General features: G+C 49.4%; 16 protein-coding genes. 9 read left to right on the top strand and 7 right to left on the bottom strand.

What is annotated here, in order from left to right:
- Nucleotides 1-2: 2 nt before the first annotated feature.
- A complete protein-coding gene (locus AACZ40_RS15500; protein WP_291170218.1) occupies nt 3-1,433 on the bottom strand; it encodes a sulfatase-like hydrolase/transferase in 1,431 nt (476 codons plus the stop codon).
- A 95-nt stretch (nt 1,434-1,528) separates the two neighbouring features.
- Here AACZ40_RS15500 and AACZ40_RS15495 point away from each other — a divergent pair, with 95 nt between their 5' ends.
- Nucleotides 1,529-2,497 carry a dihydrodipicolinate synthase family protein gene (locus AACZ40_RS15495; protein WP_291170216.1) on the top strand — a complete coding sequence of 323 codons (969 nt, stop codon included), beginning with the start codon at nt 1,529-1,531 and terminating at the stop codon, nt 2,495-2,497.
- A gap of 64 nt (nt 2,498-2,561) precedes the next feature.
- Here AACZ40_RS15495 and AACZ40_RS15490 read toward each other — a convergent pair whose 3' ends face one another.
- Nucleotides 2,562-2,840 (bottom strand): ferredoxin family protein, encoded by a 279-nt coding sequence (locus tag AACZ40_RS15490; protein ID WP_339674923.1) that lies wholly within the window; start codon nt 2,838-2,840, stop codon nt 2,562-2,564.
- A 579-nt stretch (nt 2,841-3,419) separates the two neighbouring features.
- Here AACZ40_RS15490 and AACZ40_RS15485 point away from each other — a divergent pair.
- From AACZ40_RS15485 to rlmN, 3 genes are all read left to right on the top strand, one after another.
- Nucleotides 3,420-4,619 (top strand): DegT/DnrJ/EryC1/StrS family aminotransferase, encoded by a 1,200-nt coding sequence (locus AACZ40_RS15485; protein ID WP_291170213.1) that lies wholly within the window; start codon nt 3,420-3,422, stop codon nt 4,617-4,619.
- A gap of 321 nt (nt 4,620-4,940) precedes the next feature.
- The gene (locus AACZ40_RS15480; RefSeq protein WP_291170211.1) at nt 4,941-6,872 is read left to right on the top strand and encodes a hypothetical protein; all 1,932 of its coding nucleotides are present in this window, start codon (nt 4,941-4,943) and stop codon (nt 6,870-6,872) included.
- 261 nt (nt 6,873-7,133) lie between these two features.
- On the top strand, nt 7,134-8,189 hold the full coding sequence (gene rlmN / locus AACZ40_RS15475) for a 23S rRNA (adenine(2503)-C(2))-methyltransferase RlmN (protein ID WP_291170209.1): 1,056 nt from the start codon (nt 7,134-7,136) through the stop codon (nt 8,187-8,189).
- Between the two features lie 9 nt (nt 8,190-8,198).
- Here the strand turns inward: rlmN and AACZ40_RS15470 are convergent, their stop codons facing one another.
- Nucleotides 8,199-8,630 (bottom strand): hypothetical protein, encoded by a 432-nt coding sequence (locus AACZ40_RS15470; protein WP_291170207.1) that lies wholly within the window; start codon nt 8,628-8,630, stop codon nt 8,199-8,201.
- 340 nt (nt 8,631-8,970) lie between these two features.
- On the opposite strand from AACZ40_RS15470, the gene AACZ40_RS15465 reads away from it, so the two are divergent.
- Nucleotides 8,971-10,389, top strand: a complete 1,419-nt coding sequence (locus tag AACZ40_RS15465) for an aldehyde dehydrogenase family protein (protein WP_339674919.1) — start codon at nt 8,971-8,973, stop codon at nt 10,387-10,389.
- 47 nt (nt 10,390-10,436) lie between these two features.
- Here AACZ40_RS15465 and AACZ40_RS15460 read toward each other — a convergent pair whose 3' ends face one another.
- From AACZ40_RS15460 to groES, 4 genes are all read right to left on the bottom strand, one after another.
- Nucleotides 10,437-11,135 (bottom strand): metallophosphoesterase family protein, encoded by a 699-nt coding sequence (locus AACZ40_RS15460; RefSeq protein ID WP_291170203.1) that lies wholly within the window; start codon nt 11,133-11,135, stop codon nt 10,437-10,439.
- Nucleotides 11,136-11,240: 105 nt separating this feature from the next.
- The gene (locus tag AACZ40_RS15455; protein WP_291170201.1) at nt 11,241-12,497 is read right to left on the bottom strand and encodes an argininosuccinate synthase; all 1,257 of its coding nucleotides are present in this window, start codon (nt 12,495-12,497) and stop codon (nt 11,241-11,243) included.
- A 272-nt stretch (nt 12,498-12,769) separates the two neighbouring features.
- The gene (gene groL / locus AACZ40_RS15450; protein ID WP_291170200.1) at nt 12,770-14,371 is read right to left on the bottom strand and encodes a chaperonin GroEL; all 1,602 of its coding nucleotides are present in this window, start codon (nt 14,369-14,371) and stop codon (nt 12,770-12,772) included.
- A gap of 101 nt (nt 14,372-14,472) precedes the next feature.
- On the bottom strand, nt 14,473-14,790 hold the full coding sequence (groES, locus tag AACZ40_RS15445; RefSeq protein WP_002647314.1) for a co-chaperone GroES: 318 nt from the start codon (nt 14,788-14,790) through the stop codon (nt 14,473-14,475).
- A gap of 692 nt (nt 14,791-15,482) precedes the next feature.
- Between groES and AACZ40_RS15440 the strand changes: the two genes are divergently transcribed.
- The 4 genes from AACZ40_RS15440 to AACZ40_RS15425 all read left to right on the top strand — a co-directional run.
- Nucleotides 15,483-16,289, top strand: coding sequence for a hypothetical protein (locus tag AACZ40_RS15440; protein WP_291170197.1), 807 nt, complete (start codon nt 15,483-15,485; stop codon nt 16,287-16,289).
- A gap of 214 nt (nt 16,290-16,503) precedes the next feature.
- Nucleotides 16,504-18,240: a hypothetical protein gene (locus AACZ40_RS15435; protein ID WP_291170195.1), complete on the top strand. Its 1,737-nt coding sequence runs from the start codon at nt 16,504-16,506 to the stop codon at nt 18,238-18,240.
- Nucleotides 18,241-18,522: 282 nt separating this feature from the next.
- Nucleotides 18,523-19,479, top strand: coding sequence for a twin-arginine translocase subunit TatC (gene tatC, locus AACZ40_RS15430; RefSeq protein WP_291170193.1), 957 nt, complete (start codon nt 18,523-18,525; stop codon nt 19,477-19,479).
- 125 nt (nt 19,480-19,604) lie between these two features.
- A partial coding sequence (locus AACZ40_RS15425) for a hypothetical protein (protein ID WP_339674913.1) occupies nt 19,605-19,830 on the top strand: 226 nt, incomplete at its 3' end.

The raw sequence follows: 19,830 nt of genomic DNA, 5'->3' as shown, positions 1-19,830 counted from the left end.
CGTTATTGTTTCTTATGAGAGGGTTGCTGTTTCGTTTTTTTCTGCTTCGGCTGCCAGTCCTGTTTCAATTTCTCAAGTTCCTCTGAGGTGGGTGCTTTAAAACCAGCATCCTGTGGAGTATTTGATACCAGCGGACTTGTATCGCCTGTTTTTTTCTGCCAGTCTTTCAGCGCCATCCATAAACGATCTGAATGAGGCTGACAGGCAGACTGCCCAGATAAATCTTTCATTTCCTGAGGGTCATTCTGTAGATCAAACAGCTGTGACTTATTGATTTGCGGATAGGTAATCAGTTTCCAGCGCTCATCGCGGACTGAGCGTTGCACATCTTTATAAGCGGTAAACAGAGTCTCCCTGATTTGAGTTTTCTTGCCTTCGATCACAGGCCACATGCTGACCGCATCCAGTCCCTGCGGAATGTCAGTTCCGACCATTTCACAAACCGTGGGAAAGATATCATACAGGTAAACCAGCGCGTCACTCCGACCATGGGGAATCCCCGGTCCCGAAAATATCAGAGGCGACTTCATGCTATGTTCATACAGACTCTGTTTACCCATCAAACCATGACTGCCAACGGCCAGCCCGTGATCGGAAGAAAATATGATGATCGTATTTTCATAGTCACCTTTGTCTTTCAAGGCTTTTAATAGTCGACCAATATGACGATCCAGTCCTGTAATATCTGCATAATAATCGTGGAGGTGTTTTCGAATTTCTGCTTTGCTCCGAGGGAAGCCCGCCAGCAGCTCATCGCGCACCACCTGCTCTCCGTTATTAAAGGGATGCAGAGGCAGATAATTGGGGGGTAAGGGAATCTCCTCGCGTTGATACAGATCCCTATATTCCTGATCGGCAACCCGCGGATCGTGTGGACAGGCAAACGCCAGGTACATGAAAAAGGGCTGGTCGTTCTTTTTCTGCAGAAACTCAATCGCGTTATCGACAATTTCTTTACCAGGCTGCCCCAGCAGACGGGCCTGGGAATCATTCAGGTATTTCGAATGGTCAAACCGTTTATGGATTTCCGCTGCCGTATTCCCTTTTTTACCATGATGGTAGGTGTAGTAACCGGCGGTTTTCATGGAATCGGGAAAATTCGGTTTTTCAGCGGAAGCGTAGCGGCCGGTCCAGCGAAAGTAGGTTCGACCGCTGAGCAGCATATTTCGACTGCAGACACAGACTGCGCCGGAATTACTTCCCAGACAATAAGCATTGTTAAAGACAAAACCACTATGAACCAGCTCATCCAGATTGGGGGTCTTGATCAGGGGGTTCCCCAAGGCATGGATCGTGTCAGCGCGTTGATCATCGGTAAATAGAAACAGGATATTGGGGCTTTGCTTCTCCGCAGCAGACAGGGTTTGGCCTGGCAAAACCAGAAAACAAAGTACGAAAAATAATCCATAAATTTCTCTGCGCAGAAAAATCATGATTGCCTCCAAGATTGAGCGTCAATTTGGTATCCTGACAGTCAATTATTGACGACCGAATACAATCTGTTCAATATATAGCAAGGAACACCCAAATGCCAGAAGCAGCACCTCCCGCCGTCTATGATCCTGTCAGCATGATCAAGCCAAGAAGAAAAATCACCGGGATCTCTGCAGTCCTGCTCCCCTATCTGGAATCAGGTGAAATCGACCGCGATTCCCTTTCTGCTCATATTTCGAGAACTGCCGAGGTCGGGATCACTCCCGCTGTGAATATGGATACCGGTTATGTCAACCTGATTGATGAACCGACCTTTATTGAAGTCCTGAAAGTGACACAGCAGACTCTGAATGGCGGTTCTTTTGTCGCAGGAGCCTTTGTTTCCGATCAACCAGGGGCTGAATTTGACGCGGCAGGTTACCAGAGAAAAATTGATCTGATTCAGTCCCATGGTGGTATTCCGGTCATCTTCCAGTCCTTTGGGCTGGTAGAGCAGTCTCCGGATCAGATCGTCGCCGCGTACCAGACGATCGCCGCGAACTCTGACCGCTTTATCGGCTTTGAATTAACGCGGGACCTGGCACCGTTCGGCTCCGTTTACGATCTGGCTACCTACGAAGCACTCATGGAAATTCCGCAATGTATAGGAGCCAAGCATTCCTCTTTTCATCGGGAACCCGAATGGGAACGCCTGCAGTTGCGCGATGCAAAACGTCCTGATTTCAAAGTTTTTACAGGCAACGACTTTGGCATTGATATGATCCAGTATGGCAGCGATTACCTGCTTGGATTGAGTACCTTTGCCCCCGATCTGTTTGCCAGACGCGATGCCCTGTGGGCGGCCGGTGACCCGGCTTTTTATGAATTGAATGATCAACTGCAATACCTGGGTTATTTCACCTTCAGGAGTCCTTCTCCTGCTTACAAGCACTCGGCAGCACAGTTCCTGCATTTGCGGGGCTGGATTAAAACGAACAAAACCCACCCAAACAGTCCCAGCAGACCCGAAAGTGACATCGAAGTATTACGTGAACTGGGACAGCGACTCAATGTCATCAATTAATCGAAAACTCCCCACTACTGAACCAGTAATGGGGAGTTTTTTTGTTTTCAAAATTTGAACCGGATCACGAATCAGCCAGGGGCTCTTTCTTTTCGGTGATCACCGGGAGTTCCTGTGATTTTTCAGCATTGATTTGAGTATATTCCTGCCATTTTTCTGGAAGATTGTCCTCATGAAAAATCGCCTCAACCGGGCATTCAGGCACGCAGGCTTCACAATCGATGCACTCATCGGGATTGATGTATACCATTGATTCCCCTTCGTAGAAACATTCTACGGGGCAAACCACGACACAATCTGTATATTTGCAATTGAAGCAAGCCTCTGTAACCACGTGTGCCATGAGTTTTCCTTTCTGGACTTTGCTCTGAATGATTAGGCAATAAACTGTTCGAAGCCTTCTCAGAGATTATAGGCTTCTGCTATCAAAAAACTACCAGTTCTGCTGAAACAGCTTTATTCAGGGATCAGCGAGACAGGTATTTAGTGTTATATAGTCGATTTGGGAATCTGGTTTCAACCTCGAACTCTCGTTTCATCGTAGATCCCGCAAAAACACGTGTCAAGACAGCAAAAATCGCTGTAAATCCTGGGTATGCTACTACTATCGGCAATCCTCAGACCAATCATTGGCTGATTGCCGAATTCACTGCCTGAGCCCGTTTTCAGTCCCTGGAATGCCCCCGGAGCAGTCGCTTTTGTTTTCAGTTCGACACATATTGACACAAACCGGTTCTCGACATAATCTACCAACGAAATTTCGATTTGCTATTGAGAATTCCAGGATGGAAACCCCCTCAAGACAGTCGATCTCTCATTGTCTAACCCGATAATTTGGTGTACCAAATCTCTCAAAACTACCAATTTTACCGGTTTTTGTGCACGGAACCCCCCGGATTCCCATAGCGAATGGAGTCGCTGAATGACAAACAATACCCCCACCCCAGTCCCCTTCATCAATCTTGTCGCACAATATCAGAGAATCAAATCGGAGGTTCAGGAAGCCGTCCTGAAAGTCTTCGATGATCAGGCTTTCGTACTGGGTGACGAAGTTGCCGAGTTTGAGTCCGATATTGCAGAATATTGTGATTCCCGAAATGCCATCGGGGTCGCCTCGGGAACCGATGCGTTACTGCTGGCACTGATGGCTTTGGAAATCGGCCCTGGTGATGAGGTCATTACCAGCCCCTTTACATTTTTTGCCACGGGCAGTTGTATTGCCCGCGTCGGTGCCACACCGGTGTTTGCAGATATTGATCCTGTCAGCTTCAATCTGTGTCCGGAATCGATTGAAAGTAAAATCACCGAGCGGACGAAAGCCATTATGCCGGTCCATATTTTCGGGCAATGCGCCGATATGGAGCCCATCTGGAGAAACGCCGTTCGCAATGGAATTCCTGTCATCGAGGATGCTGCTCAAGCGATTGGCGCTGAATACCGTGGTCGACGCGCTGGTGTTCTTGGTACCGTGGGCTGCTTCAGTTTCTTCCCCACTAAAAACCTGGGGGGAGCCGGCGATGGTGGTTTAGTAACAACTGACGATCCGGATCTGGCAACACGTATCAGACGCTTGCGGGTACATGGCGACCTGGGTGGTTACCAGCATGCCGAAATTGGAATTAACAGCCGCCTGGATGCATTGCAGGCTGCGGTTCTGCGTGTCAAACTGCGTCACCTTGATAAGTGGACGAAGGAACGTCAGGAAAACGCCAGACGCTACAATGCCTTATTTCGACATTACCAGCTGCTGGACTGTATCGAACCTCCCACAGTTCTCCCTGATCGACGCCACGTATACAACCAGTACAGCGTGCGTGTGAAAGGGGGACAACGGGATAAAGTACTCCAGGATCTGCGTGAAAAGCATATTGGTTGTGCGATTTATTACCCTCGCCCACTTCATTTGCAGCAATGTTTTGAATATCTCGGCTGCAAGCCCGGAGATCTGCCTCAGACCGAACTGGTCACCAGTGAATGTCTGGCTCTGCCGATTTTCTCGGAATTGACGGAAGTTCAACAGGAAACGGTCGTTCGTGGAATCGCCGTAAGCCTGGGCCGACTTTCTTCACAACAATTCCCTACACTTTATTCAGAAACTCCGCGCGTTTCCAAAGCGGCCTGAAAAAAGAACCCTGCCTCATACTTGATCTCACTGATTTCACACCGAAGTCAGTGAGATTTTTTTATGGCTGCCCGCAATCTGAAGTGAACGCTCCCCCGTCGCAACAGGCACCAGACTCAACCTATTTTACACAATCGGAAAGCCAGTCGTTGTACCACTCGAAAAATCATTAAAAATGGTCGGTAAATCCCACTGGTGCGCTAATCGTCGTGTAGATTTAAGGAGATGAAATTAATTTCCTGCATTGATGTGCAAAGCATCCGCGACATTTACCAAACTCCTGCCATAATACTGACACTGATCGGCAGTTAAGGAGATCATATGCCGACTCTATTTCGAAGCATAACAATTCGATTGCTGATGGCCTTGATTCTCAGCGGCCCCGCTCTGGTTCTGTTACATGCCGAGGAAACCCGAAAAGAACCTGACCCGACTGCCAGTAAGACAGCCATTGCGCTCAATTACTGCCGTGCCTCTTTCTATCGCATCAAGAAATCGGGCACCAAAGAAGTCATGTATGAAGAGCGGGAAAAGATTCTGAACAATTTGAATCTGAACGGAATTGGAGACGAAAAAGTCGTCCAACTCTACTCTGCCGTTCTGGACGAAATTGGTCAGGTCCAGATTGCAGAACAGGAACGGGAATACTTCAAAAATAAGCACAAGTATCACGCCCGCCAGAAAGTCGCCACCAATGCCCTGGCTTTGACAACCGATGTGTTGACGATGCAATTCGGCAGCGCGATCCGAAATGGAGCCAACAGCTGGTGGGATTATCGCAATGTGGAAGCCCAGAAAGACCTGGATGTCTGGAAAGTAGACAAACAACGTATGGAAGCGGTCATTTCCCGCTCCACCCTGTTTCTGGATACGTTCTGGAAACTGGCACAGGAAAAAAACATCCCCGATGACTGGTTGATTCGAGACGACGATCTGGAGACTCTGGACCAGGCAATGCAGGAACAGAACCCGCGTGTTCGTCTGCGAATTTTAAAGCGCCTGGAACGCTTCATGAGTCATTATCCACCCTACTGGTATTACGTGGCGCGCACCCAGCAGGCTCAGGGACAGCTCTTTGCCGCCTCTCATACTTATACCGAACTCGCAAATCTGGGTGACGGATATTTTCGTCGTGATGATATGCTGGCGTCGGGAACAGCGAATCTCGCCGGAATCCGTGATTACCTGGGACAACCGGATGCAGCCAAAATGGCGCTCAAATCGCAGACCTACTCCAGCGATGTCTGGGAAGCGAACCTGCTCTGCTCTCGGATTCTGCAGAAGTACCAGCAACATGACGAAGCAGAAGAGGCCATTCTGCGTAACCTGGATGTGGACTTGGAGACAAACCAGAGTTCAGTCGCGTTACTCTCTCTGTATTATGCCACGAATGACAAAACGAAAATGATGGCACAATTGAATCAGCCCAAAATCGTACAGGCTGTTCCTGTACCCACATTGATCCAATGTGCCATGTTCCTGGGAGCCGAGAGAATGCCCCCGGTGGCAGCGTCTCAAATCGCATCTTCTCTGTACGTTTACCCTCAACTCCATTTCGGAGCAGATGACCTTGTGATTGCTTCAACAGGGAACTGGCATTTGCATATGTCGAATGCAGAATTAGTAATGGCAAATAAAACCTATACCCGTCCGCGAATGGCAGCCGGAAATAATGAAGTTCAAGCACGGTTTGAGCGCGTGGCGGAGTTTGGAAACCCTTTTGGAAATACAAACGTGGCCTATTCCCAGCCTAAGCTGCGTTTGAAATATCCCGATGGATCCAGCCTGGAACTCATGCTCTCTTCCGCACCACACGACCGAAATCAGCCGGACTCCGGAAATCTGATCAGTGCCCTGAAAGCGCCTCCCGGACAGCACTATCGCATCGTGGGTGCAGAAATCCAGGGACAGAAGATCGCGTTTAACGGGAATGCCATAGAAGATGATGGGCGACGAATTGTGCGGCAGACTCCTGCTCGCCCTCCTGAAACACCACAGTTATCAGAAAGCAGTCCTCAACCACAACTCATTTCAGAACAACAGCCGTTACAGGCACAGTCCGCACCGAAACTGCCCACACTGGCAATCCCGGACCTGTCTACACCTGACTTGCCAGCAATGCCGAGCTCTCCTCCCCCGATTCCTGCACTCTCGTTCGATCTGGAAACCGACGACAAACCAATGAGCCCACAAAAGAAAAAAGGGACTGTGGTCAGCTTTCCTGCTCCTCCCGAAGAGACGGATGTACCGTAAAACAACCTGGCTGATCACGTTCGCTCTGTCGGAATCAGAAAAGTACGCACGGAAATAGTAGTCATCTGGTCTGGCCTCGAGTATGATAACCACAGAGACCTGTGAGCCTGAACAAGATTTCGGGCTTTTTTATTCCGACTCGGAATGATTTGCAAAACCTGTTCGCCGCGATTTGGATTGACTGCGAACCCCACGTTTTTGAGCTTCATAATGCTGCCTTCTGAAAATGAGATTCCACAGACTTCTGCATCAGAAGCCTCAATGCTCCCTCTGATTACCGATTTAACCCGGGATCAGCTCGCGGAATGGTGTATTGAGCATGGATCTTCCTCGTATCGCGCAGACCAGATCCGTCGTTGGATCTTCACTAAACGCGTGAATGACTTTGATGCAATGCACGATATTTCCAAGAAGTTTCGTGATCTACTCAAAGAAAACTATCGGCTCTTCTCGACCCGTATTGTGAAACATCAGACCTCCCGAGATCGTACGGAAAAGCTCCTGCTCGAACTGCATGACGGACATCACGTCGAATGTGTTCTGATGCGTGAACCAAAACGAAATACGGTTTGCATCAGTACCCAGGTGGGCTGTGCCATGGGCTGCGTCTTCTGTGCCAGCGGGCTGCTGGGCTTAACCCGAAATCTGACGATGGGTGAAATCCTGGAACAGATTTTAAGACTGGATCGGGTAATCGGGGAAGAAGAACGCATTTCAAATATCGTCGTCATGGGAATCGGTGAACCGCTGGCGAACCTGTCAGCCCTGATCCCCGCGCTTGATACTTTGAATCATAAAGGCGGAATGGGCATCGGAGCCCGTAAAATTACGGTCTCAACAGTAGGCCTGCCCGTCAAAATCCGCGAACTGGCAGACGTCAACAAATCTTACATCCTCGCCGTTTCGCTGCACGCCCCCAATGACACACTGCGAGATCAGATTGTTCCCACTAACAACAAAATCGGTATTCAAAAGATTCTTGATGCCACCGACTATTATTATGTGACGACCGGCAGACGTGTTACTTTTGAATATATTCTGCTGGCAGGAGTTAACGACAGTCCCGCTCAGGCACATGAACTGGCCTGCCTGCTGAAACATCGCAATGCCCATGTGAATCTGATCCCCGCCAATGGAGTTCAGGAGACAGGGTATCAGACCCCGACAACGGAAGCCGTGGACCGTTTTTTCATGACACTCGCGAAAGGGGGCGTCAATGTAACGGTTCGGAAACGCAAGGGCGATGATATCGATGCTGCCTGCGGACAACTGAGGCTGAATCGTGAAAAAGAAAAAGACCTGGTACAGATACAGTAACGACTGAGCCTATTCCAGATCAAAGTCTTTGGGATCAAAGTTGACCAGAACATCATCCCTGAAGATCAGGTAGACACTGCGACCACTTTCGTCGGGTCCCCAGCGATATGCTTCGTCTGATGTGCGAAACGTTCCGCCAGTAGCTTTAAGCCACTTGGAAGCTTCCTGAAATTCCCCTTCTTCGCCGATCTCTTTTTCCACGCTGTTCCGGGACATACCCGAGTACAGACGGTTCTTGAGAATCCAGTTCAAAGCTTTGGGATCTCGCTTTGTTTGAAACCGTGTACGGTATTCTTCTGCCCGATTGATCCGTTTTTCCGCCTGGTGGGTCGCGGGCATCGTTTCAGAATCCCACTCCGGCAGCGTTTCACAACCAGAGCCTGCAAGAAAAATTGCGATACTGCATACCATCCACGGCGCCACACATCGAAGGTTGGCCATGATCATATCCACCTGATAGAAGGAAAAATTGTCGAAGGCAATTCACTGCCGCGATGTGATCGCCACGGCAGATGATTGAGAGAAAGGAACCGGGAGACAGAACGCCCCCCTGAGAAACAGACGTTTTCTAACAGAACTGCGGATTTCTGCCAAGATCAATATCTATTTCGATACGGCAGACATAAGACTTTCCCCATATGCTACTTAGCGATATTTCGTTGCTTCAGGAATGAAATCCGCTGTCTGGCTGGGTTGCCAGAATCTGCTGGCACGTCTATTCTGAAATTGTCTGGATTTTGTGAAAATTGCGACTCCCCCATCCCATGAAGGATTGATCAATATGAAAATGTTTTGCGCAGGACAATGGCAGGAAACCTCTCAAACAATCAACGTGATCAACCCCTTTGACCAGTCGGTGATTGACACGATCCCGAGGGGAAGCGGCGCTGATGTGTTGAAAGCGGTTTCGGTCCTGGAACAGGGAGCCCGCATCATGAAATCCATGACCGCATATGATCGCAGCCAGATTCTGCAGAAAGCGTCTGAATTGATGCTGGAGCGGAAAGATGATTTCGCACGGACCATCAGTCTCGAGGAAGGTAAAATTCTGGCCGAGAGCCAGGTCGAAGCAATTCGCAGCGCGGAAGTGATTCGTCTTTCAGGAGAAGAAGCCCGCCGCATGACGGGGGAAATGATTCCCTTTGAAGGGAACGCCGGAGGACAGAACAAGCTCGGATTTACTCTACGTGTCCCCTGTGGAATTGTCGCTGCCATTACTCCTTTCAATTTCCCTTTAAATCTCGTCTGCCACAAAGTGGGCCCTGCCATTGCCGCGGGGAACGCCATTCTCATCAAGCCGGCCAGCGACACTCCCTTGTCGGCCCTCAAGTTGACAGAGCTGCTACTGGAAGCCGGTTTGCCTAAAGAAGCAATCGCCTGTATTACCGGCCCGGGTGGGGAAATTGGTCGCGCCATTTGTACGGATTCCCGAATTCGCAAAATCAGCTTTACAGGCAGTTATGAGGTGGGAACGAAAATTTGCGAAATGGCAGGATTGAAGAAAGTCACCATGGAACTCGGCAGCAACAGCCCGGTGATTATCATGGATGATGCCGACCTGGAAAAGGCGGCGACCGCAGTCAGTATGGCCGGGTATGCCAACGCCGGCCAGGTCTGCATCTCTGCCCAGCGCATCCTGACCTCTTCTGCGATCAAGTCGGATTTTGTAGATCTGTTGAAATCAAAAGTCGATGTCCTGCACACCGGTAACCAGTTGGAAGAGTCAACAAAAATCGGCCCCATGGTTCGTGAAACAGATGCCACCCGTGTCGAACAATGGGTCAATGAAGCAATCAGTCAGGGAGCGCGGCTGGTCACAGGGGGAACACGCCAGGGGTCCATCTATGCCCCGACGATTCTGGACAATACCAGCCCGGAGATGCAGGTCGAAAAAGATGAAATCTTCGGCCCGGCAGTAGCGCTGTCTTACTTTGATGATATCGAGCATGCGATTCAAATGGCCAACAATACGACCTACGGGCTGGCAGCCGGGATCTTTACACAGGATATTGATCGGGCCATGAAATTTGCCCGGGAAGTGGAAAGCGGAAATCTGCACATCAACTGGTCCAGCCAGTGGCGGGCTGATGCCATGCCCTACGGAGGATTAAAACACAGCGGCACAGGCAAAGAAGGCCCTAAATATGCCATTCAGGAAATGAGCGAAGAAAAGATGGTGGTCATGCACCTGACAAACTGATCGGCTTATTGCATGAACGCAGACAGCATTCTGCTGCATGACCAGAGTTACTTGATAAGATAACGTTCGAGGGTTTTGCCATCCCGATATTTTCCTGACTGTTTGGCCTGAAACAGCTCATTGGTATGCACGTCGATCGCGGTCAGATAGTTTCCCCGATAAGCAGCGGTATCCAGACAGGCCCAGCCATCAAATACCAGTGGTTTTCCTGATTTCTGTGCTGTATGCCCGCAGATGATGCGACGCCCGGAAGGATCCGGTTCTTCTTCACCTGTGATCCGGTCCCAGCGGAGTTCCTGTTTTGTCAGGTCTTCCAGGGGAGTGCCGGGAACAGCCGTTGCATGGACAAAAATGTCCGTGTCCGTCTCGTAATAATCCAGGGCAGTTGCCATAAAAATACGATGCTCTTCAGGGATGAGATCGTAGCGTCCCCCGTAGGAGTTGATTGCTTCTTTACCGCCATGCTGCAGCCAGATTGATTCCCAGTGCCCCCCCTGCAGGCCATCCAGCATCATCTCTTCATGATTGCCTTTGATCATAATCAGCTTGCAGGTGGCTTTGAGATCCAGCAAAATCTCAATCACATGTTTGGTACCAGGTCCCCGGTCAACCGCATCGCCCAGGCAAATAAACGTATCCTCCCGGGTTAATTCGAGGTGATATAAAATCATCCCCAGCGCAACATCACAACCGTGAATATCACCGATTGCGATGGTCCGTCCTTTCTGTGTCGTTTGATCCATCATGCGACCACATGTGTTAAAGTTGGCCCGAATCATTTCTCATTGCAGATGATAGCAATCTACGTATGAGATCCAATACAGGTTGACGAGCGTCTGTAACCAGTTCTATCAGGATTTGTCAGATTGACTGGGGGGCATAATCCGGGTTGGCTTGGAGCTGGGCTCCCCTTTCAATAACTGTTGACGTGCCTGGGTCTGCTGAGCCAGCCCATGGATCCTGATGAAACCCAGTGCGGTTTCATGAGGGAACTGGTCACCCTCTTCGTAGGTTGCCAGCTCAGGACTGTAAAGACTGTGCTCACTTTTCAAACCGGTCACTGTATGATTTCCTTTATACAGCGAAACCCGCACGGTGCCTGAGACAAACCGCTGATTCTTTTCGACAAAGCCCATCAGGTCCTGGTGGAAGGAACTATACCACAGGCCATCATAAATGATGTCGCTGCAGGTCTGGCTGACATAAGTCTTAAACCGCAGAGCCTGCCTGCTCAGTGTGAGGTATTCCAGTTCACGGTGGGCATTATGCAGAATCACAGCAGCAGGCGCTTCATAAATTTCGCGGCTTTTGATCCCTACCAGACGGTTCTCAACATGATCGATGCGACCGACGCCGTTTTCGCCACCGATCTTATTCAGGTGCAGAATCAGATCAGCGCCGTCCATCTCTTTTCCATCGATGGCAATTGGCCGTCCCTGCTCAAATTCGATTGTGACTTCCACGGGCTGGTTGGGAGCATCCTGGGGAGAAACCGTCCACTTATAGGCTTCTTTAGGCGGGGCGACCCAGGGATCTTCCAGGACACCTGCTTCTACAGATCGTCCCCATAAGTTCTGGTCGATGCTGAAAATGCTTTCCTTCGTGGCTTCCACTTCGATGCCATGCTCTTTGGCGTACTGTAATTCTTCAGTACGTGTCCATTTCCATTCACGCACCGGTGCAATAATTTTCAAATGGGGCGCCAGTGTCTGAAACGATACATCAAATCGAACCTGGTCATTTCCTTTGCCGGTACAGCCGTGTGCTACTGCCGTCGCACCGTGCTCCTTGGCGACTTCCACCATACGATGAGCAATCAGAGGACGTCCCAGCGCCGTTGCCAGCGGGTATTTTCCTTCATACATTGTCCCCGTCATCAGAGAAGGCCAGACAAAGAAGTCCACAAACATGTTTTTTGTGTCTTCAATGACGGCTTCAACAGCACCGGTTTTGATCGCTTTTTCCTTGATTCCATCCACATCGCGACCCTGGCCGAGATCACAGGTATAAGTGATCACGTCCATGTTGTATTTTTCATTGATCCACTTGACGGCGACTGAAGTATCCAGGCCACCACTGTATGCCAAAACTACTTTTTCTCTTGCCACGAAACTCTACCAATCTTCTGGAAATGAAGGAGTAAACAATGATTTGACGGAACTCGGGATTGATGCAAATGGTACTAATATCAGTTGCTGTCCGCAATGCGCACATTCTAACATTCTGACGCCGGACTGTTGAAACCCGGACGAAAAACCACCCGGACCGCCATAAACTCTTCGCGAGCCGGAGCCGCCTGGACCATCAAGAATACGAAAAGCACCCGACAGTCTCCTGTCGGGTGCTTTCAATCTATTATAAAACGGGACGAAATCTGAGCTTAGTGCAGATCGTCGTCGCCATGGTCATCCTTGCCCTTTTCAGCGATCAGGGCATCGCTGGTCAGCAGCAGGGTCGAAACACTGGCCGAATTCTGCAAAGCAGACCGTGTCACACGGGTCGGGTCAATGATTCCGCTTTTGACCAGATCTTCGTACTTGGAAGTTGCGGCATTGTAGCCCATGTTTCCTTCCAGTTCCGAAACCTTTTCGCAGACGACACTGCCATCATCGCCGGCATTATTGGCAATGGATGTCAGAGGTGAACGACAGGCTCGCAGAATGATCTCGTATCCCACTTTTTCTTCCTGAGAAAGACCGGTAGGCTTGCAGGCAGCAGAACATCGCAGTAAGGCCACACCACCGCCGGGCAGGATGCCTTCAGCAACAGCAGCACGGACAGCATGCAGAGCATCTTCCACGCGGGCTTTCTTTTCTTTCATTTCACTTTCAGTAGCAGCACCCACATTGATCTGGGCTACACCACCGGAAAGCTTCGCGATCCGTTCTTCCAGCTTTTCTTTGTCGTAATCGCTGGTTGAATTTTCGAGTTCACGACGGATCTGTTCAATTCGGGATTTGATTTCGCCCGGCTTTCCGCCACCTTCGATGATCGTGGCGTTGTCTTTATCAACGGAGACCTTCTTAGCGGTTCCCAGATCAGATAACTGCAGGTTTTCCAGTTGAATCCCCAGATCTTCAAAGATCGCCTGGCCGCCCACCATGATGGCGATATCCTGCAACATTGCTTTACGGCGATCGCCATAACCAGGTGCCTTCACGGCACAGCAACGGAAAGTACCACGCAGCTTGTTGATCACAAGCGTCGACAGTGCTTCGCCTTCGATGTCTTCAGCAATGATCAGCAGTGGTTTACCGGCATTAACGACTTTTTCCAGCACGGGAACCAGGTCTTTAATGTTCGAAATCTTCTTTTCGTGGACCAGAACGTAAGCATCTTCCAGATCGCAGGACATGCTCTGAGGATCGGTAACGAAGTAAGGCGACAGATAGCCGCGATCAAACTGCATCCCTTCAACGACTTCAAAGCTGGTCTGCAGGCTCTGGCCTTCTTCAACGGTAATCACGCCGTCTTTTCCAACCTGTTCCATGGCATCGGCAAGAATTTTGCCGATTTCTTCATCACCATTGGAGGCGACTTTACCAACCTGAGAAATCGCTTTTTTGTTCTTGCATTCGATCGACATCTTGTGGAGCTTGTCCACAATGTCTTCGACGGCCTTATCCATGCCGCGTTTCATGGCAATCGGGCTGACACCGGCCACGACCGATTTCAGACCTTCGTTGTAAATAGCTTCTGCCATAATGGTGGCAGTGGTGGTTCCATCGCCGGCAATGTCAGAAGTTTTGCTGGCAACTTCACGCACCATACGGGCTCCCATGTCTTCGAACTTGTCAGGCAGTTCGATTTCACGGGCGACAGATACACCGTCTTTCGTTACGGTAGGGGAACCAAAGCTTTTTTCAAGAATAACGTTACGCCCTTTGGGACCCAGCGTGACTCGAACTGCTCGCGCCAGCTTACTGATGCCGCGCCGCATCGCTTCTTGAGCTTCCTGATCGAAGGCAATCATCTTTGCCATTTCACTATCTCTCCATGTACGCAGTATGAAATTTGAAAGGAAGAGTAACCAGCTCACCTGAATCGGGAGCGATTACCGCTAATAACTAAAACAGGGGCAGCTTAGTAAGTTGCCAAAATGTCACTTTCGCGGAGCAACAGATACTCTTCTCCGCCAATTTTGATTTCGTCCCCACCATAAGGACTGAAAATGACACGGTCCCCTTCCTTGACGGTTAATGGAAGTTTTGTTCCATCAGATTTGACGTGTCCATCTCCCACGGCGACCACTTCACCACGTTGTGGCTTATCCTGTGCACTGTCAGGAAGAACAATCCCCCCTGCTGTGGTTGACTCTGCAACTTCTCTTTTCAGAACGACTTTGTCACCAAGAGGGACAATCCGGGCGCCTTTACTTGCTTTGGCAGCCTTCTTCGCCATTGGGATCTCCTAGATTTTAATTTTGACTCGAATGTCTTCACATCGGATATATTTATGATCTGTGGTGGCGGTTTTGCCATCCCACAACAACACATGGCCAACTCATATCTGCAGGTGCAGACAGGAGTGTCCTAATCCTAGCTGCGAAAGCCGTGCCTATTTAGAGAATAATCCATAAGACTCTTAATGACAGGCGGTTACAATTTTTGCAACCAAATCCTGCCCTCTGAGAATCCTGCCGGACAGTCTATTACACCCGAATTCCTGCTGCCATTATGGCAGCAGGCTCGGTATCTGGATCTTCATTGAGATGACTGACTACATGATCTAACAATCCATTATTGAACATGCCCATGAGAGTTCGGGCTATCTCAGGCAACCTGTCATTTCCCGCCTGATTAGCCATGAGCCCTGAAAACTAAGAAACTGGCATTTTTCCAAACAGTTTCGATATTATTTATTTTACAATTGACACAATCGGCAAAACAGGTAATATCGATAAAGCTACTAAAAAGTTTTTGCCTGGATCTCTCCTTCAGGTGAGAGGGATCCTCGCCCTCAAATGCACTCATCTCACACACACTCTCTCTCGTTTCAGATTTCTACAATCACCAGAATTAGAAATACGAGAGGAGTTTGCAGTGTCAGATTCATTGCCCCCTACATCGAGAACAGCAGCATCGGACATTTTGATGCAACTGACTCAACGCGCCCGACTGCTGGTATCAAAGGGAAAACCTCAGGAAGCCCGAGCCCTTTTTTTCTCGAACGAGTACAAAGCATCCCGCTGGGAACGCAGCCTGTATCTGGGACAATTCCTGCTGGAAACAGGCTCCCACGTGGAATCGATTGAAGAATTCTCGATTGTACTTGATGAAGCACAACAGCAGGGGAACAATCGGTTGAGATCCGTCGCCTGCCATAACCTGGCAGTCGCGTATCGTAACCTGAGTTTCTTTGAGTTAGCCGCACAATTTCAGCAATACTCCATTGCCTGGGGCGATCTACGTTCAACAAATCATCAAAGCCTGCATGCAGAGCTGGAACACCTTTCGGACGACTCGGCCTGTGATCTGACAGGTCGCGCCAATGACGCGATTCAGCAGGAAGATTACGCTCTGGCCGAACAACTACTGAACATATCACTTTCACGCGAGATCCTGTATGGCGATGCGGACTCCCAGGCAGCGGACTGGGGAAACCTGGGCATCGTTAAAGGCCTTCAGGGAAATCCTGTTTCTGCAATTTCCTGCCTCAGAAAAGCATACGTGCTCCACAGACAGACAGATAATCTCACCCAGATGGGTCAGGATCTGGTCCATCTGGGTGAATTATTCTGGATTGCCGGCCGCTTCTGTCGGGCAACGCGTTGCCTGGATCGAGCCCTGGCGTTTTTCAGCAGGAGCCGCCGATTGTCTCTGGAACAGAAGACGCGTTCTCGATTGTTCGAAATGCAGAGGCTGCTGAAGGTAAAACAATACGATCCCTTGTTGAATTAAACTCGAACGGATTCCCGACGATAAATCATCAGCATTTGAAATTCAGTCACTGTCCACTTGCGAAATGCCCCTTGCTCTGCTGATAATTGGAAAACAAAGAGTCGGCCAGACTTAGTAACATCCCCAGATCCGAAACCGGATAAAAAAACCTTTCAGGGGCAGGTCGACTGGAATTGATTTCGAGGATTCTCACCAGACATCTCAAAGGTCTTACATGCCTATCAAGGTTCGCTGCAAAGAATGTAACACTACCTTTTCCGTCAGAGACGAAGCTGAAGGTAAACGAGTACGTTGTAAAGAATGCGGCGCGCCCGTCAAAGTCACAGCGGCAAAGACAAACAAGACACGCAGCAGTTCCAGCAAACCCGCTGATACCGATGATTTTCTGGCCACCCTGGATATTGATAAGATCGAAGATAAGGCAGCGAAAATCTGCCCCCGCTGTGGGTATGATGTCGGGGAAGAAGATATTGAATGTGCTAACTGCGGAGTTGATCTCAGCACAGGACGCATGAGTGAGGCGACGCGTCGGAAACGCAGGCGCAAAGGTCCTGCCATTGAAGACTTTTATTCAAAATCCTGGGGTGATGCTTCTAAATTTCTGGGAAATCATAAAGGACTGGCAGTCAAGACTTTCATTTACTCTGCCATCGCAAGTACGTTGTTTTACTGTTCAGTCTTTATGATGATGTGGTGTCACCGAACTCCTCCCCGCGCATTCTGGGGATTCATCGCCTTCGTCTCAATCATGGCAATTCCCGGCTGGATCTGGTTTATTCAGACAGAAGTTGTCCGGTATGCATTGCAGAAAAAAGACAAATTGAAACGAATCAATTTCGACTTTTTCCTGTGTTCTGCACTGGGAATCAAATTCATTTTCTGGATCATCCTGTTCAGTTTACCTGCCCAGGCCATCTTGGGTTCCATGGGTTTTTATCTCATCTCAAATGGTTCAGTTCCCACCGGCGCTATTCTCATTGCCATCGGATTCATCCCGACTTTCCTGATGTTCCCGCTGGCGATCCCCCATATGACAGTGGTTGACTCCACCCCCGGCTGGCTGATGCACAAACTGGTAAAAACATTTCTGAAATTGTTCAAGCCTGCGTTCTTCTGGTGCTTTGTGTTTATCGTCACGACGCTTCCGGCGCTGGGCTGCCTGGCAGCAGTAGGTGTCATGTCCGGTAACGATTTAAATACATTTTTCTCGAATGTCCGCTACAACTCATCGATTGCCAGAGATAACGGTGCAAAGGAATATGCAGAGGAAAATAAGATTAAGGATTTCGTAGAAGGTCCGTTCACAGGGAAAACTCCTGCAGAGCTTGACCCATCAGTTCTGATCGTACCTTCAATCCTGTGGATAGTGGCCTGTATGTTCTATGCCCCGACATTAATTTACAATGCAAGGGTCAATGGTTTACTAGCTGTACATTGCAAGCCTGACTTGAACCTGATTACCAAAGCGGACGAAGTCAAATACGTTTCTAAAGCAGAACGGGAAAAGACCGGCCCCGCGACAGCCCGCTGGAAGCTGGCAACAGCAGGAGTGGGAGGCGGAGCCGGACTGGGAGCAGCATTGTACTTCCTCGTTCCCATGATGCCGGAGATGCTGCTGTATGTACTTCTGGGTATTAATTCCTTAACCATTCTCGGTTGTTTTGGGACGACACTGGTCAAAATCAACCAGCGAGATAGTATCGGCCAATGTTTACTCGGTTTATTCATTTCTTTGTATGCGTATGTTAAGGGCTGGGCGTACGCAGAAGACGACAAAGAAATGGGAAACGTGATGATGACCTGGACCATATTTCTTATCTCGGGCAATCTTCTCTATCTGGGCATGGCTCACAATGGGATTATTGTTGAGGAGGAAGCTCAACCCGCCGCCGCGGAAGCCCCCGTTGACCCTGCCATGGAAGCGGGTCCTGCAGAACCTGCAACTCCCTGATTTCTGGATCTCCGGAATACCTCTGGTTGACAGCCCGATCTGGTTGTTTACAATAGTATAAGTCATCACCGCTCTTCCCTCCTGCTCATCCAGCGGGCAAATGGAGTGGGTACTCCTGATTCACTTTCTGCAATCCTAGTGAATTTCCCAGGAGCCAGTTACATTATTCCATTTGTTCTGAACAGTACCCGCTCATTTTACTGATGCCGTTACCGCTCATCCCGTGAAACGCAGATCGTGGTGATGCTGTTTGGTATTGGTCTCTCCAGAATGCAAAGTCAGATGAAACCACAGTCTCACGATCTATTTGATGAATCTACCATGAGCTTTGGGGATCACCTCGAAGCCCTTCGCGTTCATTTATGGAAAGCGTTAATTGGTCTTGCCATTTGTGTTGTCGGGGCATTATTCATCGGTCACAAAATTGTTGCCGTGGTCCGGGCTCCGATCGACTCCGCATTAAGAGAATACAATCTTGATAAATTACCACATGAAGTGGAAGCGGATCCGGATAATCCAGATGCCAATCAGTCCGCAAGCATAGAGGAGCTGATTGCCAGCCTGAACAGTAAACAGCCACAGACTGCGGAAACCAAAGCGCTGCAGAAAATTCTTCGCGATTATCAGTATCGAATCGACAGCCTGGAAGAAACAATGGCTGAACCGGTGACCCTGGCGGTACAGGAAGCATTTACGACGATTTACCTGAAGGTTTCATTTGTTGCGGGACTGGTTTTTGCCAGCCCCTGGGTTATCTATCAGATCTGGCTGTTCGTCGCGGCTGGCCTGTATCCCCATGAACGCAAATACGTCTACATCTACCTGCCCATGAGTATTTTTCTGTTTCTGGGTGGTGCGCTGTTCTGCTTTTATGCTGTCTTTCCTTTCGTCCTCAACTTTTTGCTGGGCTTCAATAAACTGCTGGGAGTCAATCCTCAGATCCGCCTGTCTGAATGGATCAGTTTTGCGATTACGCTGCCCGTGATGTTCGGCCTCAGTTTCCAGCTGCCACTGGTGATGCTGTTTCTGGAACGCATCTCCGTATTCAGTCTGCAGGACTACCATGAAAAACGGCGCATGGCCATCTTGATCATTGCCATTATTTCCATGCTCATGACACCGGCTGACCCGATGAGTATGATCCTGATGATGCTGCCTCTGATTCTGCTCTATGAGCTGGGAATTCTGATGTGTAAATATTTCCCCAGTGCAAATGCCAGCCCATTCGAAGCTGCCTGATCTTCAAGCTTGTTCAGGATTTTCCTCTGTTCATAATTTGATCTCTTCCACTACAATGCGTGACATAGGGGAGAACCCTGTTTTCCTGATTTTAAAAGTCAAGTTATATATTGTAGAGGCTGAAGATGAAGACTACGGACAAGGACGTCGCTACTGAACCTGCTGTTCAGCAACCCCTCTCTCGAAAGCTCCTGAAGCTGGCATTGATACTCTGCGCGTGCATTGCGACAGGGGTTCTGATCTGGGAAGAGCTTCTGGAAGACCGGGTAGTGGCGAAACGCTTTGGAGTCGTGGAACCGGGCAAAATCTATCGTAGCGGTCAGATCTCCAGCTACCTGATCGAACCGGTAC

The organism is uncultured Gimesia sp. (assembly GCF_963972345.1).
Taxonomy (GTDB): Bacteria; Planctomycetota; Planctomycetia; order Planctomycetales; family Planctomycetaceae; genus Gimesia.
This window is presented reverse-complemented; position numbering and strand designations above follow the sequence as displayed.